Here is a 25,274-nt window from a genome sequence, read left to right as displayed (position 1 = left end):
TGTCATCGACTCATGCTCGCGGTGCCCGATCCGACGAGATCATCAGCCAGGCGCTCAACGCACTCAGCGCGGCCAGCCCTGCACTCAGCAGCATCACCCAGCGGAAGCCCGCCACGAACGATTCGGCCACCACGCGCTTGACGGAAGCGGCCGTGGCCGCATCGACGCCCGGCGGCATCGCCGCGCCAGCGAGCTTGCTGCGCTCGCCCTCGAGAAACGCCGACACCTCCGCCGATGCGCCCATGCTGCGCAGACCATCGGCCAGCGCGGCATCGAAGGCCCAGGCCATGACCGCGCCGAACACCGCGATTGCCAGCACCGCGGCCGCACGCGACACCGCGTTGTTGACGCCCGACGCGACCCCCGCGAGGTCCGGCCCGACCGCGTTCATGACGGTGGTGGTGAGCGGCGCCACCGTCACCGTCATGCCGAAGCCCAGCACCACGACCGCGGGCAGGAAGCCGGTCCAGTAGCTCGCGCCTGCGCCCGGCACCGCGAGCAGCGCGAACCCCACCGCCGCGATGGCCGGCCCGATGACCAGCGGCAGGCGCGGGCCGAAGCGATCGACCAGTTGCCCGGCCCAGCCCGAGAGCGCGAACATGATGAAGATGAACGGCAGCAGCGCCGCGCCCGCCACCGTGGCCGAGTAGCCCTGCACCTGGATCAGGTTGAGCGGAAAGAAATACAGCCCGCCGCCCAGCGCCGCGTAGAGCAGCAGGGTCAGCAGGTTCGCGCCGCTGAAATTGCCGATGCGCAGCAGGCCCAGGGGCAGCATCGGCGTGCGCGCCTTGCGCTCCGCCGCGATGAAACCCGCGCTCCCCACGATGCCGATGGCCAGGGCCGCCAGCACGGCGGGCGAATTCCATCCTTGCGTGGGCGCCTCGATGAAGGCGTAGACCACGCCGCCGAGCCCGGCCGTGGCGAGCAACGCGCCCCAGAAGTCCAGCCCGCCGCCGGCCGAAGCACCGCGGCTTTCGGGCACGTGCCGCCACGTGATCCACAGCACCAGCAGCGCCATCGGCACGTTGATGAGAAAGGCCCAGGTCCACGAGAAGTGATCGACCAGGAAGCCGCCGAGCACCGGCCCCACGGCCGCCGTGATGCCGCTGAAGCCCGACCAGGTGCCGATGGCCTTGCCGCGCTCCTTCTCGGGAAACGCCGCGCTGATCAGCGCCAGGCTGCCGGGCACCAGCAAGGCCCCGCCGATGCCCTGCACCGCGCGTGCGGCGATGAGTTGCTGCACATTGGCGGCCAGCCCGCAGGCCACCGAAGAGACCGCGAAGATGGCGACGCCAATGGCGAAGATGCGGCGCCGGCCGAAGTGGTCGCCGAGCGCGCCGCCCACCAGCAGCAGCGCCGCCAGCAGCAAGGCATAGGACTCGACTACCCATTGCGCCTGGAAAGCCGTGGCGTGCAGGTCGGCCTGGATCGCCGGCAGCGCGACGTTGACCACCGTGCCGTCGATGAAGGCCATGCTCGAGCCCACGATGGCCGCGGCCAGCACCCAGGGCTTCGAGGCCTCGGGGCAGGCACTCTCCCCGGCCCGGGCGCCATGCAGGATCAGCGTGTCGTCGCAGGGCGCCTTGCCGATCTGTGCCATGGGGTCTCCGATCTATCGGGTTTCGGTCTTGCTCCTTCCCCTCCCGGGGGAAGGTTGGGATGGGGGCAAGCGGCACTTGCAGATTCGCAGCGTCTGATCAAGGGCCGCGCGCCCCCACCCCCGCCCTCCCCCGGGAGGGGAGGGAGAAAGACAAAGAATCAGAGCGCACATGCCGTGGAAGCCGGGTTCGCCCGCGCCGCGCCCAGACTGCGCGCAATGGCCGCGGCCGCCGCCGCCGTCACCCGCTGCGCGCCCTGCGCCACCGCGTCCATGCCGCCGCCGACCGCTTCGCCGACGTCGAGCTGGCACACCACCGTGCGCGCCTCGTCGGAGCGGCGCAGCGTCCAGCTGAAGCTTGCGTCGACCCGGCCGCCATCGACCGCATCGAACTGCCGCAGCTGCACGGCGACGCGCCAGACCGGCTGCGAGCTCTGCCGTCCGCCCTTGGTCACGTCCAGCGCGCCGAGCCGGCTCGAGATGTTGCTGGACAGCGCATCGCGCAGCTCGTTCTCGAACGACGAGGCCCAGCGGTGCTGCTCCAGCACCTCGACCTGCACGCTGCCGCCGGGCTGCCGCACCACCATCTGGGGCCGCGCGAAGCGCTCGGGCACCGCCACCGGTGCGAGTTCGATGTAGAGCGGCGCAGGGCTGCCCAATGTCGACGGCGCCGCATCGGCGGCCGCGACCGGGCTGGCGAGTGTGTAGTAGCTGTCGGGCTTGCTCGCGCAACCGGCCAGCGCCATCAAGGCAGCGCCGACGATCAGCGCGGGTTTTCCGAATGCAGGTTTCTTCATCATTTCTTGTCGTCCGGTTTGCCGCGCAGCAGCGACTCGGGATGGCGTTCCAGGTAGTCGGTCAGCACGCGCACCGAGCCCGCGGCGCGGGTCAGCTCCCGCAGCGTCTGGCGCATGTCCTGTTGCAGCGGCGAATCGTCGGCCAGCGTGCGCTCGGCCGTGTTCACGGTCTTGCGCACGTCCTTCATGGCCGCGGCCAGCTCGGGCGTCACGTCGTTGTTGATGCGCGTGACAGTCTGCTCGGCGCTGGTGAGCGTCTTGTTGAGCGTGGCGAGCGTGGTGCGCAGGTCGGCCGCGATCTGCTCGTAGGGCACCTTGTTGAGCTTGCTCGCGATTTCCTGCACCTGCGACTGGATCTCGTCCAGGCTGTTGGCCATGGTGGGCAGCTCGATCGGGCTCTTCGTGAGGTCGATCTTCGCGGGCGGCGCCTTCGGGAAGAAATCGAGCGCGACGTAGACCGAGCCGGTCAGCAGGTTGCCGTTGCGCAACTGGGCGCGCAGCCCCTTCTCGGCCAGGAAGCGCAGGCGCTCCTGCTGCGTGGCGCGCGACTCGGTGCCCTGCGGCTGCCCGGTCTCGCGGCGGCGCAGGCGGTCGGGGTAGATCTGCACCAGCACCGGCATGCGGAACTCGCGCTCGGCGCGGTCGAACTCCACGCCGATCGACTTGACCTCGCCGATCACCACGCCGCGGAAATCGACCGCCGCGCCGGGCACCAAGCCGCGCAGCGACTGGTTGAAGTACATCAGCAGCGTCTGCGAGGGGCCGTCGGGCTCCTTCATGGCCGTGGCTTCGTCCTGTGCGAGCAGGAAGGCGGTGTTCTCCTTGGCCAGCGGGCCCATGGCGTCGTCGGGTGCCTGGAAGGCGATGCCGCCCAGGAGGATGGTCGCGAGCGACTGCGTGCGCAGCGTGAAGCCGCTGGCGCTCAGTTGCGCATCGATGCCGCTGGCTTGCCAGAAGCGCGTGTTGACGCCCACGAACTTGTCGTAGGGCGCGTTGACGAACACGCGCAGTGTGACGCCGCGGCCGTCGCCGTCGAGTTCGTAGGCGGCGAGCTGGCCGACCTTGATGCGGCGGAAGTACACCGGCGAGCCCACGTCGAGCGAACCGATGTCGGTGGCGCGCAGCAAGAACTGCTGCCCCGAGTCGTCGCGCGTGACGATGGGCGGCGCCTCCAGGCCCTTGAATTCGCCGGCGGTTTCCTTCGACACACCGGCGTCGGCGCCGATGTAGGCGCCCGAGAGCAAGGTGCCCAGGCCCGAGATGCCGGACGTATCGAGGCGCGGCCGCACCACCCAGAAGCGCGAATCGTCGGAGGTGAAGCTCTCGGCGTCCTTGTTGAGCTGCACCAGCACGCGCACATGCGAGCGGTCGCGCGCCAGGCGCAGGCTCTGCACGAGGCCGATCTGCACGTCCTTGTATTTCACGGCGGTCTTGCCGGCCTCCAGGCCTTCGGCGGTCTTGAAGGTGAGCACGATCTCGGGGCCGCGCTCCAGCAGGATGCGCGCCACCAGCGTCACGCCGACCAGCGCTGCCACGATGGGAATCAGCCAGATCAGCGAGGGCAGCCACTCGCGGCGGCGCTTGACCTGGGGTTTGGGCAATGGTGGCGCGGACGGCGCCGGTTTGTCTTGCGGTTGCGGATCTTCTTCACTCATGCTGCTTGTTCTTCCCTGTTCTCGAAACTCTCTTGCACCGCCTGCGCTTCCTTGCTGTCCCAGGTGAGCTTCGGATCGAAGCTCAGCGAGGCCAGCATGGTCAGCACCACCACCGAACCGAAGGCCGCGATGCCCACGCCCGCAGTGATGACCGCGAAGCCCTGGATCTGCACCAGCCCGGTCAGCAGCGACACCACGAACACATCGAGCATCGACCAGCGGCCGATGATCTCGATGATGTGATAGAGCTTCGCCCGCTCGTGCTGCCGCCAGGTGCTGGCGCGCTGGGCCATCACCACAAGCACGAAAAGTACCGCCAGCTTGAAGAGGGGCACCAGGAAGCTCGCGATGAAGACGATGGCGGCCAGCCCGTACGCACCCGACACCCAGAAATAGATCACCCCGCTCAGGATGGTGTCGTACTGCGCGCCGAACAGCGTGCGGGTGATCATCACCGGCAGCATGTTGGCCGGGATGTACATGATGCAGGCCGCGATCAGGAAGGCCCAGGTGCGCGTGAGGCTCTGCGGCTTGCGTGTATGCAGGTGGGTGCCGCAGCGGCCGCAGGCGTCGCCCTCCTCGGCGCCCTGCCAGACGGCTGCGCAGTGCGGGCAGGCCAGGAGGCCGAGCGACGCGGCGGTGGCGACGGGTGCGTCGGGGTCGTGCGCAGCCTCTTCGGCGGGCGGCTGCGCTTCGCGCGGCCTGCGAAAGGGAAAGGAACGAGGAAAGAGCTTCATGCGGAAGCCTCCTTCTCTTCGTCGCCCGCGGCGCGGAAAGTCATTTCCCAGAACGCGCCCGGGTTGAACGACAGCACCGCCGTCAGCGTGACCGTGAGCGCCATGAAGGCCCAGAGCGCGGGCCCCGGCACGACGGTCGCCATGCTGGAAAGCTTGACGATGGCCACCAGCACGCCGAGCAGGAACACCTCGATCATTCCCCACGGGCGCAGCGACTGCATCATGCGCACCAGGATCGCGAAGCCCAGCGGCCGGTGCTCGCGGCGCAGCGGAATCAGCAGGTAGGCCAGGATGCACAGCTGCAGCAGCGGAAAAAGAATGGTCGTGGCCAGCACCAGCAGCGCCACCAACGACATGCCCTCCGCCCCCAGCACCACCACCGCGCCGGCCAGCGTGGTCTGGCTGGTCAGGCCGCGAAGCTCGATCTCGACGATGGGAAACAGGTTGGCGATGGCGAACATGATCAGGCTCGTCACCGTCAGCGGCAGGATGCGCTGCTGCTGCGAGCCGGTGTGCCTGTCCAGCTCGGTGCCGCAGCGCGGGCAGCGGGCCACGTCGCGCGGCTGCAGGGGTGTGCGGGCGTAGACCGCGTCGCAACCCGGGCAGACCACGGTGTCAGGTACTTCCTTCATGGGGCCGTACCCTACCCTATTCAGTGGTGCGGATTTGTCGTCTTCAGCCGCAGACTGCTGAAGACTGCCGCCACTGCCGCGCAACAGGCAGCCAGCACCAGCGCCACCACCGGGCCGTGTCCGCCGTGCGGGCTCCAGACGCCGAACACCCCTGCCAGAACGACCGCGCCCAAGGTCTGGCCCGTGAGCCGCGCCGTGCCCAGCATGCCGCTGGCCGCACCGCTTCGGTGCGCGGGCGGGGAGCTGACGATGGTGTGGTTGTTGGGCGACTGGAAGAGCCCGAAGCCCAGGCCGCACAGCGCCATGCGCCAGGCGATGTCGGCATTGCCCGGGTGCGCCGGCAGCGCGGCCAGCAGCGCGAGGCCGGTGGCCAACAGGCCGAGGCCAATGCCGCCGAGCAACCCGTCCGGATACTTGCCGATCAGCTTCCCCGCGATGGGCGCCATCACCACGATGGCCAGCGGCCACGCCGTGATGAGCAGGCCCGCCTCGATGTGGCTGCGGCCGTACACATCGAGCAGCAGGAACGGCAGCGCGATGTAGGCCAGCATCTGCGCGCAGAACGCGGCCACCGAGGTGCCCATGGACAGCGCGAACACGGGAATGCGCAGCAGGTCGATGGGGAAAAGCGGCACTGCCTGCGTGCGCTGGCGCCGGAGGTAGACGAAGCCCACCGCCAGCCCGGCCAGCAGGATGGCCCAGGCGGACCAGTGACCGCCGCCGCCGTCCACGCCGCCTTCACGCACGCCCAGCCTGTCGACGCCCAGGAACACCAGCGAGAACATCAGCACGTTGAGCGTCACGTCGACGGGCGAGAACCGGAGCCCGGCCGCCGGTGCCACGCGGTTGAACGGCAACGCCTTCATGCCGAGCGCGAAGGTGACGATGCCCAGCGGCACGTTGATCGCGAAGAGCCAGGGCCACGAGGCCACCGAGAGAATCGCCGCCGCCACCGAAGGCCCGGCCACTGAAGACGTGGCGACCACCAGCGAGTTGATCGCCATCCCCTTGCCCAGTTGCGACGAGGGATACACCAGCCGCACCAGCGCCGCGTTGACGCTCATGATCCCCGCCGCGCCCAGTCCCTGGAAGGCGCGCGCCGCAATCAGCGTGCCGAGCGAATTGGCGAAAGTGGCCGCCAGCGACGACAGCGCGAACACCGCCATGCCCACCAGGTACACGCGCCGGTAGCCCACGAGGTCGCCCAGCGAAGCCAGCGGCAGCAGCATCACCAGCGTGGCGATCTGGTAGGCGTTGACCACCCAGATCGCCTGCGAGGGGCTGGCCTGCAGTTCGCGCGCGATGCCCGGCAGTGCGAGGTTGACGATGGTGCCGTCCAGCACCGCCACGATCAGCCCGAGGATGATGACCAGCATGGCCCAGCCGCGTGCGGGCGAGGCCAGGCCGTCGATGGGCTTGAGGGTGTTGTCTTCGGCGCTCGCCAGTGCGGCGCCCGGGTGTATCGAACTCACGCTTCCTGCGTCCTTCGTGTGGGTTCGGAACGCACGCGGCCCAGCGTGAGCCAGGTCAGCACGCCCGCAATCAGCGCACCGCAGGCCATGCCGGCCACCATCGGCAGCGGCCGGCCATCGGTGAAGAAGCCCACCACCGCCATCGCCAGTGCGCCCGTCAGCATCTGCAGCGTGCCCAGCAGCGCCGAGGCGGTGCCTGCGATGGCGCCGTGCATTTCGAGCGCCAGCACGCCGGTCGTCGGGATCACGAGGCCCATGAAGCCCGAGGCGATGAAGTACAGAACGATGAGCACCCAGATGCTGTCGCCGCCCATCGCAAAGTAGACGAACATCCCGACCATGGCAACGCCGCAGCACGCCACGCCGAACTTCACGAGATTGACCAGCCCGTATCGCTCGCCGAGCGAGCCGGTGAACTGCGAGGCGCCGATGAAGGCCGCTGCGTTCACACCGAAAGCCACGCTGTACAGCGCGGGCGAGAGACCGTAGTGGTCGATCATCACGAACGACGAATTGGCCAGGTAGGTGAAGAAGCCCGCCATCGCGAAGCTGCCGATGAACACCAGCCCGAGGTAATGCCAGTCGCGCAGCAGCAGCCAATAGGCCGAAAGCGCGCTGCCCAGGCTGCTTTCGACGCGCTCGGAGGCGGGCCGGGTTTCGTCGAGCAGCTTGACCATCATCGCGAGGCCCGCCACCGCGGCGATGGTCACTGCCCAGAACACGCCGCGCCAGCCCGCCACCGCGATCACCGCGCTGCCCGCGAGCGGCGCAAGGATCGGCGACACGCTGAACACCAGCATCAGCAGCGACATCAGCCGCGCCGCATCGGTGCCGGTGTGCAGGTCGCGCACGATGGCGCGCGGAATCGCCATGCCGGCCGCGGCGCCCAGGCCCTGGATGAAGCGCAGCGCGATCAGCGTCTGGATGTCGGTGGCCAGTGCGCAGCCCACGCTGGCCAATGCGAAGAGCACCAGCCCGGCATACAGCGGCGGCTTGCGCCCGACCATGTCGGAGATCGGCCCGTAGAGCAGCTGGCCCGCGCCGAGCGAAAGAAAGAACGCCGTGAGGCTCATCTGCACCGCGCCGATGTCGGCGCGCAAGCTCTGCCCGATGGCGGGCAGCGCGGGCAGGTACATGTCGATGGCGAAGGGCCCGATGGCCGAGAGCAGGCCCAGCAAGAGGGCCATCTTGAAGAAGGGGGAAGAACGCATTGATCCGATTGTCGTCAAGCGCGCCAATCGATGCAGGCGTGGGGTCGGTTGCCTGCGGGCCCGGGTCCGTTGCTAATCCGGGGAAAAGAATCGGTTGGCAGGGCGAGGCAAACCAAGGTTCTCGCGCAGGGTGCGACCTTCGTATTCACGCCGGAAGATGCCGCGGCGCTGCAGCTCGGGCACCACCTTGTCGACGAAGGCGTCCAGCCCGCCCGGCAGCCAGGGGAACATCACGTTGAAGCCGTCGGAGCCCTCGGTCTCGAGCCACTCCTGCATCTCGTCGGCGATGGTCTGCGCCGTGCCCACGAAGGCCAGGCCGCCGTAGCCGCCCAGGCGTTGAGCCAGTTGTCGCACCGTGAGGTTCTCGCTGCGGGCCAGCTCGATCACCCGGGCGCGGCTGCTCTGGCTGGCATTGGTCTCGGGCACGTCGGGCAGAGGTGCATCGGGGTCGAACTTCGAGGCGTCGTGGCCGAGCTGGATCGAGAGCGAGGCGATGGCGCTGTCGTAGTGCACCAGGCTGTCGAGCTTCGCGCGGATGGCGCGGGCCTCTTCGACCGTGTCGCCGACCACCACGAAGGCCGCGGGCAGGATCTTGAGGTGGTCCGGCTCGCGCCCGAGCTTGCGCATGCGGCCCTTGATGTCGGCATAGAAGCTTTGTGCCGCGGCCAGCGTGCCCGGCGCCGCGAAGATCGCCTCGGCCGTTTCCGCCGCAAGCTGCCGCCCTGCTTCCGACGCGCCCGCCTGCACGATCAGCGGCCAGCCCTGCACCGGCCGCGCGATGTGCAGCGGCCCGCGCACCGAGAGGTACTTGCCCTTGTGGTCGAGCACATGCAGCTTCGCGGGGTCGAAGAAACGGCCGCTTTCGGCATCGCGCTCGAAGGCGTCGTCGGCCCAGCTGTCCCACAGGCCGGTGACCACGTCGTAGAACTCGCGGGCGCGGGCATAGCGCTCGTCATGTTCCATGTGGTCGTCGCGGCCGAAGTTCAGCGCCGCGTCGGGGTTGGAGGTGGTCACGATGTTCCAGCCCGCGCGGCCCTCACTCAGATGGTCGAGCGAGGCGAAGCGCCGTGCGATGTGGAACGGTTCGTCGAAGGTGGTCGATGCGGTCGCCACCAGCCCGATGTGCTTCGTGTGCTGCGCCAGCGCCGACAGCAGCGTGAATGGCTCGAACGACGTCACCGTGTGGCTGCGCTGCAGCGCCTCGATAGGCATGTTGAGCACGGCCAGGTGATCGGCCATGAAGAAAGCGTCGAAGCGGCCGCGCTCCAGCGTCTGCGCCAGTTGCTTCAAATGCGCGAAGTTGAAGTTGGCATCCCGCCATGCGCCGGGGTAACGCCAGGCGCCGGTGTGGATGCTGACCGGGCGCATGAAGGCGCCCAGCCGCAGCTGCTTGCTTGTGCTCATGGCGTCATTCGGCCGGCCAGAACACCAGCGCGCGCAACTCGATGCTGCGGCGCGGCGGCGCTTCGGGCGCGCCGGTCGGGTCTTCGAACGCGGTGTGTGCGGTGAAGCGCGCGGTGCCGTCGTCGCGCGAGTCGTAGATCTTCAGCAGCAGCGCCTCGTCGGGCCGCAGCCTCGGGAACCAGTACCACTGGTGCTTGGGGTTCCAGGTGAAGGAGTAGGTCTCGCCCACCTTGTCGGGATACACAAGGTCGCTCGGCACCATGTCCTCGAACGCGATGGAGCGCGCATCGCACAGCGCGAGCGGCAGGCGCTCCACCGTGGCCAGCGGGCGCCACAGGTTGACGATGGCGAAACGGTGTTTCAGGCGCTCTTCGGCTTCGTCGGGCGGCAGGTGGTCACGCACGCGGCGCGGTGCGGAGACGAAGGTCTGGTCGTTGTGCACGCGCCGCACCGGCTCGCGCAATTCGGCGGTGCGGCGCGAGCCCTGCGCGCTGTCGCGCAGCGTGTGATCGAAGACGACGATCTTCTCGGCGCCCGTCACGTCGCGCAGCAGCGCCTCGGCCTCGCGGTAGTAGATATCGCGGATGGTCGCGTCGTGCGAGAAGTCGGCCACCACGCTGCGGTGCGAGATCTGCGTGAAGCCGCTGCGGTCCAGCGAGAGTTCGCGCAGCGCCACGAGCGGGCGGCCATCGCGGATGGCCACGCGGCGCGGCTCCAGTTCGCCGGTTACCCAGGGCACGCCGGGCGGCGGCTCGAAGGTGTAGCTCACCGGCCTGCCCTGCCCCGCCTTCAGGTAGTTGAGCTCCGCCTCCACCGAGGAAAGCGTGCCGGCCACCAGTTGGCCATTCGATGCGTTGCCCATGCGGCATGACTCCTCAGAAGGGTTCCTTGAACGGACGCAGGTCGAGTTCCTGCGTCCATGCGCTGCGGTGCTGCACATGCAGCTGCCAGTAGTTTTCTGCGATGGCATCGAGCTGCAGCAGGCCGTCGTCGCCGGCCTGCGCCACGCGCTGGGGCGCGTTGCTGCGCAGGCGCTCGCCGTCAATGCCGCCATCGATCACCACGTGGGCCACGTGGATGCCCTGCGGTCCGAACTCCCGCGCCAGGCTCTGGCTCAACGACCGCAGGCTGGCCTTGGCCGCCGCGAAGGCGGCGAACGGCGGCTTGCCGCGCAGGGCCGCGGTGGCGCCGGTGAACAGCAGGCTGCCGCGCGCCCTGGGTGCAGTGGCCTCGAAGCCGTTGGCCAGCAGGCCCTGCAAGGCCTCTTTCGCAAAGATGAAACCGCCCAGCGCGCTGGTGCGCCAGGCCTGCGTGAACTGGTCGACAGAGATCTCCAGCGTCGGCGCACGCACCGCGCTCGCCGCATTGAAGATCGCCACCGACAGCGGGCCCAATGCCTGCACGCGTTGCGCGATGCCGTGGATCTCGGCCTCGCTCGCCACGTCACCCGCGAACACCTGGGCCCGCCCGCCGGCGGCTTCGATTTCAGCGGCCACCGCGGCGAGTTGCGACGGGGTGCGGCCGGTCAGTGCGACGAGGAATCCCTCGGCCGCGAAGCGCCGTGCAAGCGCCGCGCCCAGGCCGGCGCTGGCGCCGACACCGGCGATCCAGGCCACCGGCGACGGAGCCGGGTTGAAAGAGGAATCGGGGGTGGATGCAGAGGCTGTAGGCATAGGTGAGGCCGAAGGCTATACCTGCGTTCCAAGCCGTGGAACGATGCAAAAGCGATAACCTTATTTGCTGGCTGGTCGGCGGTCGCATGCGCTTGACGCGCCACGAAATTTCACAGCGACGCGCTCGGCGGCTACGCTATCGGCTTCCCGGACCGCTTCCACAACAATTCACAGCATCTGCCATCCAGGAGGAGTTATCCATGGCCTTCGCCCGAACGATCCACGCCGATCTTTTTCGCGTGTTTCTCCTGACCCTCGTGTCGCTCTTTGCCATACCGGCGGCGACGCTGGTCTTCACCGAGTACGCACTGCGCTCGCAGGACGCCGAGTTCCTGCAGGCGGTTGAAAAACGCATCACTTCCGATGCCCGTCTCTCCGCCGACGACAAGGCCGAGGCCACCGCGTTCTATCGCAGCCATCCGCTCTCCAAGGCCTGCGACGCCACCGCACCGGAAGACAAGAATTTCCATGACAAGGTGTGCAGCCCCTACTCGATGCAGTGGCAGTTCCACTGGGCCGACCGCGCTGCCCTCTGGACGCTGGCGCTGGGCGCAGCACTGCTCGCAGCGGCGCTGGTGCTCGGCGCGCTGGCCTTCGCCAACCGGGGCCTGCGCTATGCGAGCTTCGTCGCGGGTTGGCGGCTCATGACGGTGTCCAGTGCCGTCGAGGTCGTGCTGCAGAGCGCGATGCTGGTGTGGCTCTCGTTCTGGCTCACCGCCTTCTTCTGGCACAGCTACTACGTCAAGCTGATCATCATTGCCGGCGTCGCGGCCGCTGCGGCCGTGTTCTATGCGGTCTACACGCTGTTCAAGAAGCTGCCGTCAGTGAACGCGATCGATGGCGAGCTCATCGCACAGGCCGATGCGCCGCGACTGTGGGAGCGCATCCGCCAGCTCGCGGGCCGCGTGAAGACCGCGCCGCCCGACCAGATCGTCGCGGGCATCGACACCAACTTTTTCGTGACTGAAGCGCCCATCGAAGTCGGCGGACGCACCCTGAACGGCCGCACGCTGTTCGTGAGCCTTCCGCTCCTGCGCGTGCTCGACCAGTCCGAGGCCGATGCGGTGCTGGCGCACGAGCTGGCCCACCTGGGCGGCGGCGATACCCGCAGCAGCGCGGCGCTGGGCCCCAAGTTGCGGCAATTCGACCAGTACACCTGGCAGATGCGCAGCGGCGGTCTCACCATCGTGGCGCACTACCTGCTGCGCCTGTACCGCATGATCTTCGAGTTCGCCCTCGCACGCGACAGCCGCGAGCGCGAATACAAGGCCGACCGCGTGTCCGCGAGTCTCACGGCGCCGAGCGCCATCGTGCAGTCGCTGATCAAGATCTCGGCCTACGCGAGCTACCGCAACGACGTCGAGCAGAAGCTCTTCGCGCAGAACCGCCAGCACGACGGCGCTTTGGGCATCGCCCGCTTCGTGGCCGACGGGCTGCCGCCTTACGCCAGCTCCGAGGCGTTCATCGAGACGATGAAGACGGCCGACGTGCCCCACCCCTACGACAGCCATCCGCCGCTGCTCGAACGCATGCGCAACGTCGATCACCATGTGCCCGAGAGCGTGTACGGCGCCATCGTCGCAACCGCACCGCAGGCCACCTGGGCCGACGAGATCGAGACCGCCCCGGCCATCGAGCAACGCCTGTGGAGCGAGTACGAGCAGCGCTTCGTCCAGAACCACGAACTGAGCCTGGCCTACCGCTACGAACCGGCCAACGAAGAAGAACGCATCGTCGTGCTGCGCCACTTTCCGCCGCTCGAGTTCGCATTGAAGGGCGGCGAGCGCATCGTGGTCGACTACACCGGCCTGCATCCGAGCGCGGACGGCGGCTCGACGATCGCGTGGGACGAGGTGAAGGGCCTCACCTACAAGGACGGCAGCTTCGGCGACACGCTGATCGTCACGCACCACGACAAGGGCGTGCTGGGCGCGCGCACCACCAAGGTCAAGGTAGCGGGCCTCGGCAAGCAGAAAGACAACTTCCGAGGCGCCGTCGGCCACTACTGGCAACGCCACCAGATCATGAGGGCACAGCAAAAAGAAGAAGATCAGGCGTCCTGACCCCCACCACCTGTCACCGGACAGGCTCCACAAAAACCTTCACATAACAGGAGACACACCGTGAACCCCATCGAACAAAGAACCATCTCGAAGATCAGCTGGCGGCTCTTGCCGCTCTTGATGATCAGCTACTTCATCGCCTACCTCGACCGCGTGAACCTCGGCTTTGCCGGTGCCGCGATGTCCAAGGACCTGGGCTTCACCGCCGCCGTGTTCGGCAGCGCGGCCGGCATCTTCTTCCTTGCGTATTTCCTCTTCGAGGTGCCGAGCAACATGGCGCTGGAGCGCTTCGGTGCGCGCCGCTGGATCGCCCGCATCATGTTCAGCTGGGGCATTCTTTCCGCGGCCCAGGCCTGGGTGGGCGGCTCGACCAGCTTCAACGTCGTGCGCTTTCTGCTCGGCATTGCCGAGGCCGGCTTCTTTCCGGGCGTGATCTTCTACATCACGCTGTGGTTTCCGGCGGCGTACCGCGCGCGCATCGTGGGCTGGTTCATGTTCGCGATCCCGATCTCCACGGTGATCGGCTCGCCCATCTCGGGCTTCATCCTCAACATGGATGGCGTGGGCGGCATGCACGGCTGGCAGTGGCTCTTCATCCTCGAGGCGATTCCCTCGCTGATCCTGACCTTCTTCATCCTGTTCTACCTGCCCGACGGTCCCAAGGATGCCAAGTGGCTCTCCAACGAAGAGCGCGACTGGCTGCAAAACACGCTCGACGGCGAGCGCCGCAGCCGCGAGGCGCTGCACACCATTTCATGGAAGCAGGCGCTGCTGAACCCGCGCGTGATCGGCCTCGGTTTCGTCTACATGGGCATCACCGTGCCGCTGTATGGCCTGAGCTTTTTCCTGCCGCAGATCATCAAGGGCTTCGGCGGCCTGGGCAACGTGGAGATCGGCTTCATCAACGCCTTTCCGTACCTGATCGGCGCCATCGCGATGGTGTTCTGGACCCGTGCCTCCGACGCGAAGAAGGAGCGCAAGTGGTTCCTCTTGATCCCGCTCGCGTGCATCGTCGTGGGCCTGGTGGTGGCCGCGCAAACCAGCGCGCCCATTCCCAAGATGGCGGCCGTGACGCTCGCCGCGTTCGGCATCTTCAGCGCGCTGCCGATGTTCTGGACGCTGCCCACCGCCATCCTGAGCGGCACCGCGGCTGCAGCGGGCATTGCGTGGATCAACTCCATCGGCAACCTCGGCGGCTACATCGGTCCGACGATCTTCGGCGCGCTGAAGGACCGCATGGGCAACGACTTCTACGCGGTGCTCTTCCTTGCGCTGCTGTCGGCGCTGGGGTTCGTGCTGGTGCTGATCATCGGGCACGATGCGCGGGCGGAGCAGGCGGCGCAGGGGCAGGCCTGATCAGACGGCGCGCTGGCTGGAAGCGTCAGCCGGACTTGCTGCGCCCCGTCTTCTTGCCGCTTTCGGCGCGCGGCGCATCCGCACCCGACGGCGCATTGCCGGCATTCGCCTGGTCGACCCACAGCAAGGCGTCGACATACGACACGAATTTGTTGAGGTACTCGGGCGACAGCTCGCGCATCAGCGTGAGCGATTGGTGCACGAGGTTGTGCGAGTTGAGCGGGCCGGCGTTCTGCGGTAGCCTGGCCAGCGATTGCGTGAGGCGGCGTTCGGCGCTCAGCTTCGACCAGGTGCTCCGGAAGAACTGGAGCATCTTCAGCTCGTTGGTCGCCGGGTCCATCCGATCGGACGAAGCGTGCTTCGCCAAGTGGTCGGTCAGCTCCGCGAGCGGCCCGCGTACGGACTGCCTGACAGCAGCAGTTGCCGTGTCTGGCGCGCTTTCGAATTCCTCGCCATAAGCCGCAAGCAGTGCGGCCACCCGCTCGTCCAGCATGCGCCGCGCATCCCCGCCGTGGTCTGCGGCGCGCCTGGCCAGCGTCTCGATGAAATGAAAACGGACCGGGTCGAGGCGATGTGCCCCGCGCTCGCGCCATGCGTCGAGCGTCGCGTCGACACCGTTGGCTTCGTCGCTACTCACGAGGCTTTGTCTTCAGGTCCGAACGCTTCGGCGTGGGCGCCATCTCCACGCGCCGGTTTTTCGATCGCCCGTCGGCATCGGCATTCGACGCAACCGCCTGCTCGGCACCGAACGCCGCAGCAAAGACCGACGACGACGGAATGCCCTCCTCGATCAGCGTGCGCGTCACCGTCAAGGCGCGCTGGGCCGACAGCTCCCAGTTGTCCGCGAACTGGCGGTTGCCGCCGCGCACCTGCCGGTCGTCGGTGAAGCCGCTCACCATCAGCATCTCGTCGCGGGCCTGGAGGTACGCGGTCAGCGGTGCCGCCAGGCTCTTGAGCAACTGCCGGCCTTCGGGCTGCAATTCCGCGGAGTTCAACGCGAACAGCACGCTGCCGCTGATGCCGATGCGCCCGTTGTTCAGCGTCACCCGGCCCGCCGCGAGCGGCCCGGCCAGTGCCTGCTCGAGCGTCTGCAGCCGCTCGGCCTCGACCTTGCGCTGCTTGACCTCGGCCTCGAGCTTGGTCGCGAGTTCGAGCTGCATGCCGATCACGCACACCAGGATCAGCACGAAGGCGCCCAGCAAACCCGACATCAGGTCGCCGAAGACGGCCCATACCGGCACCGAGGCCTCGGTGCCGGCGTCGATGTCCTCGGTCATCACGCTTCGCTGCCCGCTGTTGCGCGGTGATCGCGTTGCGCAGCGAGCTGCTGCAGGTCTTCGACGATCTGCTTCTGCGACGAGATGCTCAGGTCGATGACCTCGCGGGCTTGCGCCACGTAGTAGGCCAGTTGCTCGTCGCTGCGCACCATCGATTTGCCCAGCGCGCTTTCGATGCGCTGCAGGTGCGCGCTCATCTTGTCGTTCGATTCGGTGAACAGCTTCACCGCGAAACCGAAGGCCTCGCCCAGGCTCGCCACTTCGACGGCGCTGCCGGTGATCTGCGCGGCCACGTCGGCCATCTTTCCGGTTTCGGTGTCGACCTTGTCGGTGAAGCGCGTGCCGACGCGGTCCAGCAGGTCGGCCGACGTGGCCACGAGCGCATCGATGGCCGAGCGCTGTTCGGTCGATGCGTGGTTCACGGCATCGAGCAGCGTTTCAAGTGTTCCGAGGATGCGGCTGCGCTCGTCGAGCATCGCGTTGTCGCGCGCCATGCTGTCCGAGAGCTTCTGGCGCAGCTCGGCGATCACCTCGGCGGCGGCGCGGGGCGCCTCGGAGGCGGCCTGCATCAGCTGACCGATCTCGGCGATGGTGCTCTTCGCATGCGCTTCGCTCTGGGCGGAAATGTCTTTGGCGGTCTGCGCCAGCGTCGTGCAGATTTCCTGCTGCTGGTTCTCGCTGCGCGCGCCCGCCTGCTGCCACTCTTGCTGGAGCGACACGGCCATCGCTTCGAGCGCCTGGGTCCAGGCGGACAGGCGTTGCTGGTCGCGCGAAGCCATCTCGGCCTGCAGGTCGGCGTGCGCCTGGCCCACGGTGCCGAGCAGCGATGCCGAATGCTGCTCGAAGGTGGCGGCTGCTGCGGTCAGCGCGCGGTGCGTGTCGCCCGAGAGGGTTTCGCTCGCGCGCTCATGCTGTGCGAGCGCACTGCGCCAGTTGTCCGACATGCGCTCGACCGTGGTTTCAAGGCGCGTGGCGACACCGTCCACCAGCGAAGCCGAACGCTGCTCGAAGGTCTGCGCGAACTGGTCGAGCGTGGCGCGCAAATCCTTGGCTTGCGCTTCGCTCGTGCGTTGCTGGCCAGTGAGCGCGGTCTTCCAGATGTCGGCCACGGTGGTGGTGCTGGCCTCGAAGCGGGTGGAGAGTCCGTCGAGCTGCCGTTGCACGCTCTGTTCGATGGTGTGGTGCAGCGAGGCGGTCTCGCGGGCGATGCCGGCCATGGTGGCTTCGACCACCGGCTGGATCGTCGCGCCGGCGATGCGGGCGCTGTCGGCGAGGCCATCTTTGAGCGACTGGCCGACGGAAGACGCCAGGCCCGCATACGCGGCCTCGGCCTTGCCGTGGAAGCTGTCCTGGCTGGAAATCAGGCGCTCGTTCAGCGCCTGGCTGTGGCGCTCCATCGTCGCCATCATCAGTTGCAGCCGGTCGACCAGGGCGGGCATCGCCTCGCCCTGGCGCTGCAGCAGCTTGAAGGACTCCTCGCGCTGATGCGCCAGCGAGAAAACGCGCAAGGTGGTCGCGATCCGCGTGTCGAGCAGCTGCGCGGCCTGCAGCCGGTCGCGCCGGCTCAGGGCCGAGAGAAGACCGAGCGTCGCCGAGGTTGCCACGCCCGCGAGCGAGGTGCCGAAGGCCACGCCCAGGCCCTTGACCGGCGCGGCCAGCGAGGCGCGCATGGCCTGCAGGTCCGACGCGCCTTCAAGCGCCGTGCCCGTGCCGTTCAGCGTGACCACCATGCCGAGGAAGGTGCCCAGCATGCCCAGCAGCACGAGCAGGCCCGCGAGGTACGGAGCGAGGCCCGGGCCGGGCAGGCCGACGCGCTCGCCCTCGATGCGCAGGCGCACCGCGTTGCGCAATGAAGGATGCAGCTTGTCGAGCCATTCGCCCAGGCTGGTCGGCGGCGCGGGCATGTCGGTGACGGCCCTTGTCAGCGTGGTCGTCGCCTGTCCGAAGCGGTGCAGCTCCAGCGCGCCCACCACGTAGAACGCGCCGATGAGCACGGTGATCGCCAGCGCCAGCGGGTTCGAGCCGATGTATCCGATGCCGACCCAGCAAACGACGGCCAGGCCGACGACGAAGACGATGCGATGAAGAAGTTGGGTCATGAAACTCTGGTTACCTTGCGCGAAGGGCTTCGAGCAGCCCTTCGACCGGTTGAAATCGGATTTCCATCTCGGCGAGCAGCACGTCGTTCATGTCCTTGCGGAACACGCCCAGCCACGCGCCGGGCTCGCCCTCGGTATCTGTATCGGCCTGCCGCAGCCGCTCGAAGTGCTTCTCGAGCATCGCGGGCACGGTCGCCAGCAATCGATGCTCCTGTGCACCCAGCACCTGCTCCATGACCACATCCACCGCCGCGAGCCGTGCCATGTCCGGCGAACGCGTTGCCAGCGTCGACCGCATGCGCCCCCGCAAGGGGCCGATGCTCGACTGCATCGCCTGCTGCCTGGCGTGGTAGCGCCGGCGACAGGCCGCAAAGTCGGCCGTGGCGTCCCGTGCGGCGCCTTGCATGTCTTGCGCGATGGCGCTGGCCAGCGCGGCGCGCACGCGGTTGCATTCGCGTTCTTCGGGATTGCCGGCCGAACGCACGCCGGAAGACGCTGGCGCCACGCCGCCGTTCAGCGCCGCAGACAGGGAGATGGCATCGGTCCAGCCGAGCCATTGGCTCAATCGATCCGCGAAAGCCTGTCTGGGCTCGGGGACTTCGATGTCGGTCAGTCGAGCGAGCAAGCGAATCAGCGCCGAGCCGGTGAAGCCTGTGCGCCTTGACACTTGCACCATTACCGCCAATTGGAAAAACCTGGCAGTCTACACTGCCACCCCTCCCTGGAAGGCCCTGCCACCCCTGGCGGTTGCTTTGCGTGACATGTTGCTGAACCTTGGAAACACAATGGTCCTCAGTACAAAGTTGCCTGCTGCCTCGCCGGCAGTTCCCGGTCGTATGCCGCGCCGTCGAACGCCGCATTGGTCAGCGCAGAAAGAATGGCCCCGGCCGTCGGCACTTCGCGCTTTGCGTCCGCAGCCATTGGTGCCCAGAGCTTCGAGCGCTGGATCGCGCGGGCGCATTGGAAGTAGACCGTCTCCACCTGGATTTCGATCACGCATTGCGGTAGCTTGCCTTCCACGGCAAAGCGCGCCATGACGCCCGGATCGACGGTGATGCGCCCTCTTCCGTTCACGCGCAGCGTTTCGCCGACGCCGGGAATCAGGAAGAGCAAGGCCACGCGCGGATCGGTCACGATGTTGCGCAGGCTGTCGAGGCGGTTGTTGCCGCGGCGCTCGGGCAGCAGCAGCGTCTTCTCGTCCTGCACCGCCACGAAACCCGGCGCATCGCCGCGCGGCGATGCATCCAGCCCCTCGGGGCCGGTCGTCGCGAGCACCGCGAACGGCGATGCGGCAATCAGCGCTTGGTAGCTCGGATGCAGGTACGGCACCTCCTTCCTGAGCGAGGCTTCGCCGGGCTGGCCGAACAGGGCTTCGAGCCGGGCCACGGTGTCGATGGCATGGGAAGTCGTCATCTTGAAGTTCGCTCCTGCGTGTGGGATGTCGGATGGTGCGATGGATTCCGGCCGCAGGCCAGCGCCATGCCCGCCAGCAGCAATGCGGCAATGCCGTAGACCCACGGCGGCGACGCGACCGGCAGCAGCAGCCCCGCGATGAGCGGCCCGGTGCCGGCGCCGATGTCGCGCCACACCGAGCGCGCGGCCAGCGCATGCACGCGTTCGGGCCCCGGCGTGCGGCGCGCCACGATGGGCGGCAGCAAGGGCAACTGCAACGCGCGCAGCACCACGATCAGCGCGGCGCAGCTCCAGAGCCAGCCGAAGCCGAAACCCACGAGCGCGATGGCCGTCATGAGCGAAAGACTCACCAGCAGGCGCTCGGCACCGAAGCGTTCCGCCAGGTGTCCGCCGACCGGGCTCAGGAAGATCTCCGCGAGGTAGCGCAACGCCAGCAGCAGGCCGGCCACGATCACCGCGCTGCCCGGCAGCAGGTCCTTGCCGAGATAGGACAGGCCGACGATGAAGAGCCCGTCGAGCGCCAGCCCTTCCATGAACGACCAGCCGTCGAGGCTGTCGGGCCGCTTGAAGCGACGCGCCGGCCTCTCCACGCGATGCGGTGCCGCCGGCAGCCGCCGTGTCGCGAACACCGCCAGCAGCGAGAACACCGCAAGAACGCCGAAGATCGCGCGCGGCCCGACCCAGTGCGCCATTACCGCGCCCAGCGGCAGCGCCAGCACCGGCCCCATCGCGATGAAGGCACGCGACCGCCCGTTGCGGCGCGCCGCGCCGATCGGGTCGGCCGTGGCCAGCGCCTGCGTGGAAAGATTGAGCGCCGCGAAGCACAGCCCCCACATCAGCCGCAGCGGCAGCAGCGCCCAGAAACCCGAGAGCGTCGCGTAGCCCACGCCGCAGACGGCGGCGGCCACGACGGCGATGGTGCAGGTCGGCCGGTCGCCGTTGCGCGCATAGAAGCGCGCAACCCAGCGGTACCCCGCGATGCGCACCAGCCGGTTGGCCGCGAGCAGCATGCCGACTTCGGCCAGCGACACGCCGAACTGCCCGGCGTACATCGGCAGCAGCAGGTAGAGAACGACGTCGGCCGGCAGCGAAAGCCCGAGCGCGATGGCCGCGTGGCGGGAGTCCAGGTCGGTGGCGCGGGGCGTTGGCGGGGGGGGCATGGAAGACATCGAGACCGCATGGTGCGCCGCGGCACCGCAGGCTGACAAACGAGATTAACGCCCCTCATGCGTGAGAAAATTGCACACATGCCGCTCCGAGAACCGCCCCTCAATGCCGTGCGCGCCTTCGTCGCTGCGGCGCGCCACCAGAGCTTCACGCGCGCGGCGCAGGAGCTTCATGTCACGCACAGTGCGGTGAGCCGGCAGATCAAGAGCCTCGAAGAATGCCTGGGCGTCGCACTCTTCGAGCGCCGCATCCGCCAGGTCACGCTGACTGCGGAAGGCCAGCAGTTCTTTGCCGAGGCGGGACCGGCGCTGGCGCAGATCAATGCGGCCGCACAGGCGCTGCAGGCGCAAGGCCCGGCCCGCGCAGTGCGGATCAACGTGCGGCCTTCGTTCGCGGTGCGCTGGCTGATTCCACGGCTGCCCTCGTTCGTCGAGCGCCATCCCGACATCGAACCGCAGGTGGTCACCAGCACGGTGATGCCCGAGCAGGCAGCGGGCAGTTTCGACATCGCCGTGCGCCGCGGGCTCGAAGGCTGGCCCTCCTCCATCGCCGTGCATCCCTTTCTCGAAGACGAGGTGCTCGTCGTCGGTGCGCCGGCCCTGTTCAAGGCCCATCCGCTCGCGGACCTGCGCGCGCTGTCGTCGCACGTTCAGTTGTCGGCGAAGACGCGCAAGGACGACTGGGACGCGTGGAAGAAACAGGTCGGCGCACCGCGCACCAAGCCAGCGGGCCGCTTGCAGTTCGATCACCTGCATTTCGTGCTGCAGGCCGCGGTCGATGGCCTCGGCATCGCGCTCGCGCCGACATCGCTGGTGTCGCACGACCTGGCTTCGGGGCGGCTGCAATCGCCGCTGCCTGCGCTGCGCATGACGCTCGACCGCTACTACTACGGGCTTGCGCCCGATGCGGCGCCCGAGGCACGGCATGTGGCGGCGTGGTTCGAGGAGATGCTCTCGCCGCTCAGCCCGCCAGCGAGCGGATGACCTCCACCAGCCCGAGCTTGCCCTTGCGCACGGTCGAATCGCCGCCTTCGAAGGTGATCCATCCTTCATTGAAGCCGTCGAGCATCTGGATGCGCGGCATCGGGTCTCTCGCACCCTGCGCGCGAAAGAGTGCACCCCAGGTTTCGCGCGGCACCGCTTCGGCCTGAACCGCGCGGCCCAGAACCTCTGCGAGTGCCGCAGCGATCGAATTCGGGCTCACACGCTCGGGACCTTCGAGCTCGACGATGCGTTCGACAGCGCCCACCTGCACCATCAACTCCGCAGCAACCCGTCCCACATCCGCCGCGGCGACCATGGGCACGGCCCTGTCGAGCGGCTGCAGGAAGCTGGAGAGCACGCCCCGCTCCCGCGCTTGCGGAATGTCCCAGCTCACGTTGTCGAGAAACCATGCAGGCCGCAGGAACGAGACCGGCAGCGGCAATGCCGCCAACGCTTCTTCCATCAAGGTGCGCTGGCTCAGCAGGTTCGACTGGGCGGCTTGCGCGCCGACGGTCGAAAGGCAGATCACGCGAGCCGGCCGCGCCACAACAAGCGCCCGGCTCACTGCAGTGATGACGGCCTTTGCCTCCGGAAACCCGGGCGTGGGGTCGAAGTTCGGCGGCGGCAGCACGAAGACGCCTCGAGCGCCCGTGAACGCGTGCGTCAGCGCCTGGGCGTCTTCCATTTCTGCGATGGCGATTTCGCAGCCTAGGTCGACCCAGGCCTTGCCCTTGGCCGCATCGCGGACCACCGCGCGAACGGGATGGCCTTGCGCCAGCAAGCTGCGCGCGACGGCGTCGCCGACATTGCCGGTGATACCGGTGATTGCGTACATGAGATTTACCTTTGTTCCAGTGAATGAGTGAATGCGATGGAACGAATGTAGAAAGCGCCCGCCTTTGAGTAAAGCGACCTGGTGGCATATCATTCATGACACCTGATCACGAATGAACACATGGCGCTCGATGGACGGCTTCTCTCCAACGTGGGCGTGCTCGCCGCAGTCGTCGAAGGCGGCAGCTTCGCGAGCGCAGCCACTGCCCTCGGCCTCACCCCCTCGGGCGTCAGCCGCGCCATTGCACGGCTGGAGGCACGCATCGGCGTGCGCCTGTTCGACCGCACCACGCGCTCGCTCAACCTCACCGACGAAGGACGGCTGCTCTACGCCAACGTCAATCCGCTGGTGCTGGGCATCGAAGACGCGGTGACGATCGCTTCGGGCTCATCCGGTGCGGTACGCGGGCGCTTGCGTGTCAACACCGATGCCTTCACCTCGCGCCTGCTGCTGGCACCGCACATCCCGCGTTTTCTCGAACTGCACCCGGAGCTCTCGCTCGAGCTCGTCGCACGCGACCAGCTCGGCGACCTGGTGGCCGAGGGCTTCGACATCGCGGTGCGTTTCGGCGAGCCGCCTTCGTCGTCGCTGGTGGCGCGCAAGCTCATGGACACGCGCATCGTCACCGTCGCAACGCCGGGCTACCTGAAGCGGCACGGCCGCCCTGCAAAGCCGGCGGACCTGGTGAACCACGCATGCATCCAGGTGCGCAACCCGGTCACGGGGCAGCCTTACGCATGGGAGTTCCAGCGCGGCCGCAAGCTGGTCAAGGTGCCGACCACCGGCCGGCTGCTGCTGACCGATGCCGGCACCATCCTCGCCACCGCGCTCGCGGGTGTCGGCGTGGCACAGATCAAGGCGGTGGGCATCCAGTCGCAGCTCGACAGCGGCGAGTTCATCGACCTGTTTCCCGACTGGCCCGACGAGCGATTCCCGCTCTATGCGCTGTACCCGTCGCGGCATCTGCCGGCGGCGAAGGTGCGGGCGTTCATCGATTTCGTGTTGGCGGCGATTGCCCCGGCAGCGAAGCCCGGATCGCGTCGATGAGACAACGGCTCGCAGGCCTCTGAACGAGAGGCCTCAGAACAGCGACGCCATCCCGTTCGGCCGCGCGTCCTCGATGCCCAGCATGCGCAGCTTGGTCAGCGCGCCACCGCCAGCCGAGAACCCTCCGGGCTTGTTGCCCGCCGCGAGCACGCGATGGCAAGGCACCACGGGTGCGAAGGGGTTGTGCCCCATCGCCTGGCCCACGGCACGCGACAGGCCCTTGTCACCGAGCTCCTCCGCAATCTCGCCGTAGGTGCGCGTCTGCCCCGGCGGAATGCTTCGCGCGATGGCGTAGATCCGCTGGTGAAACTCCGACACGCCGCGCATGTCGAGCACGATGTGGCTCAGGTCGTCGTGCACGCCCTGCAACAGGCCCTGGATGGCGGCGATGGCGCGCTGCGCCATGTCGTTCGGTGGCCCTTCCTGCAGGTCCGGAAAGCGGTGCCGCATGCGCGCCCGCGTGGCCGGGCCGCCCTCGTCGGCGGGCAGTTGCACGCCGACCAGTCCGAGCGGTCCCCAGGCCAGGGCGCACATGCCGATCGAGGTCTCGAACAGTGCGAAGCCGTTGTCGTCTTGTCCCGTCATCCAATCTCCTTCAACGCATGCTGGCGCGACGCCAGCACCGCCGCGATCCACAGCGCGATCGCCGAGGCCACCAACCCGCGCGCGAGGCCGCCCGGGCCATCCGAAATCCAGCCCGTCACCGTCGGCCCGACGATCTGCCCGAGCGCGAAGACGATGGTGAACAGGCTGATGCCCTGCGCCCAGCGTGCCGGCGGCAGGTTGTGGCGCACCAGCGCGGTAGTCGAGGCCACCACCGACAGGAACACGCCGCCGAACAGCACGCCCGAGGCCAACGCCACCGGCGCCGAGGGGCTCAGCACCGGCAGCAACGTGGCCACGCCGAGCAGCCCGTTCAGCAGCGCCTGCGGCTGGCCGCCGCGGTAGCGGTCGAGCAGCCCGGCCCACAGGCGCGACGAGGCCACGCAAGCGATGCCCAGCAAGGCATAGAACAAGGTGACGAAGCCGGCGCTGGCGCCCTGCTCCCACAGCAGCGCGATCACGAAGGTCATGTAGCCGATGTAGCCCATGCCGAAGAGCGCGTAACCCGCGAGCGCCCAGCCGAATTGACGCAGCGCCGCGGCCTCGGCCTCGGACTGCATCGCACTGACGGCAGACGGTGTTGCCGCGGCCGGCGGATCGGGCATTGCGCGTGCGGCCCAGGCCAGCAGGCAGGTCGCAGCGGCACTCGCAAGCGCAAGCGCCCACCACGCCCAGGTCCATCCGTGCGGCACATCTGACGCCCAGCGCAGCACCTGCGGCACGAGCAACGCCGACAACAAAATGCCGAAGCCGGTGCCGCCGTAGTAGATGCCCAGCAGCAGCCCGCCGCGCGCGGCCCCGCCGGTTCGTGCGTCCGCTTCGCCGAGCCGCGCAGCCAGCAACCCGCCCGCCACGAACACCCAGGCACTGGCCACGCCGGCCAGCAAGCGCTGCAGCAGCAAGGCCGGCGCATCGGTCACGAAGCCGCTGCCCGCCATGAACACGCTGGCCAGCACGGCGCCGACGATCAGGAGCCGCGCCACGCCGAAGCGCCGCATCAGCGTCGGCGTGACCAGCGCACCCACGAGGTAGCCGACCGCGTTGGCGGTGTTCATGCCGCCGGCCAGCGCGTAGCTCCAGCCGAGGTCGTCGCGCATCGGCGGCAACAACAGCGCGTAGGCAAAGCGGGTGATGCCGAGCGAGACTGCCGCGCCCATCGACAGCGCGAACGCAAGCCGCAGCGTGGGCTGCGCGCGGAGGGAGGAAGAAGTGAGCGCGGAGGACATCGGATCTGGGGCGCCCATTCTGCGGCA

Annotated in this window: 23 protein-coding genes; 4 read left to right on the top strand and 19 right to left on the bottom strand. The window is 68.2% G+C overall.

Features of this window, described 5'->3' with window-relative positions; genetic code table 11:
• Positions 1-10: 10 nt before the first annotated feature.
• From M2282_RS21180 to M2282_RS21135, 10 genes are all read right to left on the bottom strand, one after another.
• Positions 11-1,600, bottom strand: a complete 1,590-nt coding sequence (locus tag M2282_RS21180; protein WP_280810735.1) for an MFS transporter — start codon at positions 1,598-1,600, stop codon at positions 11-13.
• A 158-nt stretch (positions 1,601-1,758) separates the two neighbouring features.
• Complete coding sequence (locus M2282_RS21175; protein WP_280810734.1) at positions 1,759-2,397, bottom strand: PqiC family protein; 639 nt, start codon at positions 2,395-2,397, stop codon at positions 1,759-1,761.
• Entirely contained in the window at positions 2,394-4,049 is a 1,656-nt protein-coding gene (locus M2282_RS21170) for an intermembrane transport protein PqiB (RefSeq protein ID WP_280810733.1), read from the bottom strand. Before M2282_RS21170 ends, M2282_RS21175 begins: the two co-directional genes overlap by 4 nt.
• Positions 4,046-4,786 (bottom strand): paraquat-inducible protein A, encoded by a 741-nt coding sequence (locus M2282_RS21165; RefSeq protein ID WP_280810732.1) that lies wholly within the window; start codon positions 4,784-4,786, stop codon positions 4,046-4,048. The genes M2282_RS21170 and M2282_RS21165 overlap by 4 nt, the downstream gene beginning before the upstream one ends.
• The gene (locus tag M2282_RS21160; protein WP_280810731.1) at positions 4,783-5,418 is read right to left on the bottom strand and encodes a paraquat-inducible protein A; all 636 of its coding nucleotides are present in this window, start codon (positions 5,416-5,418) and stop codon (positions 4,783-4,785) included. The genes M2282_RS21165 and M2282_RS21160 overlap by 4 nt, the downstream gene beginning before the upstream one ends.
• Positions 5,419-5,438: 20 nt before the next feature.
• On the bottom strand, positions 5,439-6,794 hold the full coding sequence (locus M2282_RS21155) for an MFS transporter (RefSeq protein ID WP_432422922.1): 1,356 nt from the start codon (positions 6,792-6,794) through the stop codon (positions 5,439-5,441).
• A 92-nt stretch (positions 6,795-6,886) separates the two neighbouring features.
• Positions 6,887-8,101, bottom strand: coding sequence for a multidrug effflux MFS transporter (locus tag M2282_RS21150; protein WP_280810729.1), 1,215 nt, complete (start codon positions 8,099-8,101; stop codon positions 6,887-6,889).
• 72 nt (positions 8,102-8,173) lie between these two features.
• Complete coding sequence (locus M2282_RS21145) at positions 8,174-9,505, bottom strand: LLM class flavin-dependent oxidoreductase (protein WP_280810728.1); 1,332 nt, start codon at positions 9,503-9,505, stop codon at positions 8,174-8,176.
• Positions 9,506-9,509: 4 nt separating this feature from the next.
• Positions 9,510-10,367 carry a CmcJ/NvfI family oxidoreductase gene (locus M2282_RS21140; protein ID WP_280810727.1) on the bottom strand — a complete coding sequence of 286 codons (858 nt, stop codon included), beginning with the start codon at positions 10,365-10,367 and terminating at the stop codon, positions 9,510-9,512.
• Between the two features lie 13 nt (positions 10,368-10,380).
• Positions 10,381-11,178: an SDR family NAD(P)-dependent oxidoreductase gene (locus M2282_RS21135; RefSeq protein WP_280810726.1), complete on the bottom strand. Its 798-nt coding sequence runs from the start codon at positions 11,176-11,178 to the stop codon at positions 10,381-10,383.
• 200 nt (positions 11,179-11,378) lie between these two features.
• Between M2282_RS21135 and M2282_RS21130 the strand changes: the two genes are divergently transcribed.
• Complete coding sequence (locus M2282_RS21130; protein ID WP_280810725.1) at positions 11,379-13,241, top strand: M48 family metallopeptidase; 1,863 nt, start codon at positions 11,379-11,381, stop codon at positions 13,239-13,241.
• A gap of 60 nt (positions 13,242-13,301) precedes the next feature.
• Positions 13,302-14,597: an MFS transporter gene (locus M2282_RS21125; RefSeq protein WP_280810724.1), complete on the top strand. Its 1,296-nt coding sequence runs from the start codon at positions 13,302-13,304 to the stop codon at positions 14,595-14,597.
• Between the two features lie 25 nt (positions 14,598-14,622).
• Here the strand turns inward: M2282_RS21125 and M2282_RS21120 are convergent, their stop codons facing one another.
• The 6 genes from M2282_RS21120 to M2282_RS21095 form a co-directional block, all read right to left on the bottom strand.
• Complete coding sequence (locus M2282_RS21120; protein WP_280810723.1) at positions 14,623-15,234, bottom strand: DUF2894 domain-containing protein; 612 nt, start codon at positions 15,232-15,234, stop codon at positions 14,623-14,625.
• Positions 15,227-15,874: an OmpA family protein gene (locus tag M2282_RS21115; protein ID WP_280810722.1), complete on the bottom strand. Its 648-nt coding sequence runs from the start codon at positions 15,872-15,874 to the stop codon at positions 15,227-15,229. Before M2282_RS21115 ends, M2282_RS21120 begins: the two co-directional genes overlap by 8 nt.
• Complete coding sequence (locus tag M2282_RS21110; protein WP_280810721.1) at positions 15,874-17,973, bottom strand: DUF802 domain-containing protein; 2,100 nt, start codon at positions 17,971-17,973, stop codon at positions 15,874-15,876. The genes M2282_RS21115 and M2282_RS21110 overlap by 1 nt, the downstream gene beginning before the upstream one ends.
• 10 nt (positions 17,974-17,983) lie before the next feature.
• Positions 17,984-18,649, bottom strand: coding sequence for a DUF3348 domain-containing protein (locus tag M2282_RS21105; RefSeq protein WP_280810720.1), 666 nt, complete (start codon positions 18,647-18,649; stop codon positions 17,984-17,986).
• 116 nt (positions 18,650-18,765) lie between these two features.
• Complete coding sequence (locus tag M2282_RS21100) at positions 18,766-19,386, bottom strand: pyridoxamine 5'-phosphate oxidase family protein (protein ID WP_280810719.1); 621 nt, start codon at positions 19,384-19,386, stop codon at positions 18,766-18,768.
• Positions 19,383-20,546 (bottom strand): MFS transporter, encoded by a 1,164-nt coding sequence (locus M2282_RS21095; RefSeq protein ID WP_280810718.1) that lies wholly within the window; start codon positions 20,544-20,546, stop codon positions 19,383-19,385. The genes M2282_RS21100 and M2282_RS21095 overlap by 4 nt, the downstream gene beginning before the upstream one ends.
• Positions 20,547-20,633: 87 nt before the next feature.
• Here M2282_RS21095 and M2282_RS21090 point away from each other — a divergent pair, with 87 nt between their 5' ends.
• Positions 20,634-21,536 (top strand): LysR substrate-binding domain-containing protein, encoded by a 903-nt coding sequence (locus tag M2282_RS21090; RefSeq protein WP_280810717.1) that lies wholly within the window; start codon positions 20,634-20,636, stop codon positions 21,534-21,536.
• Here M2282_RS21090 and M2282_RS21085 read toward each other — a convergent pair.
• On the bottom strand, positions 21,514-22,371 hold the full coding sequence (locus tag M2282_RS21085; protein WP_280810716.1) for an NmrA family NAD(P)-binding protein: 858 nt from the start codon (positions 22,369-22,371) through the stop codon (positions 21,514-21,516). The genes M2282_RS21090 and M2282_RS21085 overlap by 23 nt on opposite strands.
• Before the next feature lie 120 nt (positions 22,372-22,491).
• Between M2282_RS21085 and M2282_RS21080 the strand changes: the two genes are divergently transcribed.
• Positions 22,492-23,418 carry a LysR family transcriptional regulator gene (locus M2282_RS21080; RefSeq protein ID WP_280810715.1) on the top strand — a complete coding sequence of 309 codons (927 nt, stop codon included), beginning with the start codon at positions 22,492-22,494 and terminating at the stop codon, positions 23,416-23,418.
• A gap of 33 nt (positions 23,419-23,451) precedes the next feature.
• On the opposite strand, the gene M2282_RS21075 is transcribed toward M2282_RS21080, so the two are convergent.
• Positions 23,452-24,003 (bottom strand): methylated-DNA--[protein]-cysteine S-methyltransferase, encoded by a 552-nt coding sequence (locus M2282_RS21075; protein WP_280810714.1) that lies wholly within the window; start codon positions 24,001-24,003, stop codon positions 23,452-23,454.
• Complete coding sequence (locus tag M2282_RS21070; protein WP_280810713.1) at positions 24,000-25,247, bottom strand: YbfB/YjiJ family MFS transporter; 1,248 nt, start codon at positions 25,245-25,247, stop codon at positions 24,000-24,002. The genes M2282_RS21075 and M2282_RS21070 overlap by 4 nt, the downstream gene beginning before the upstream one ends.
• Positions 25,248-25,274: the final 27 nt, after the last annotated feature.

Origin of the sequence: Variovorax boronicumulans (assembly GCF_029892485.1) — a bacterium.
GTDB classification, from domain to species: domain Bacteria; phylum Pseudomonadota; class Gammaproteobacteria; order Burkholderiales; family Burkholderiaceae_C; genus Variovorax; species Variovorax boronicumulans_B.
This window is presented reverse-complemented; position numbering and strand designations above follow the sequence as displayed.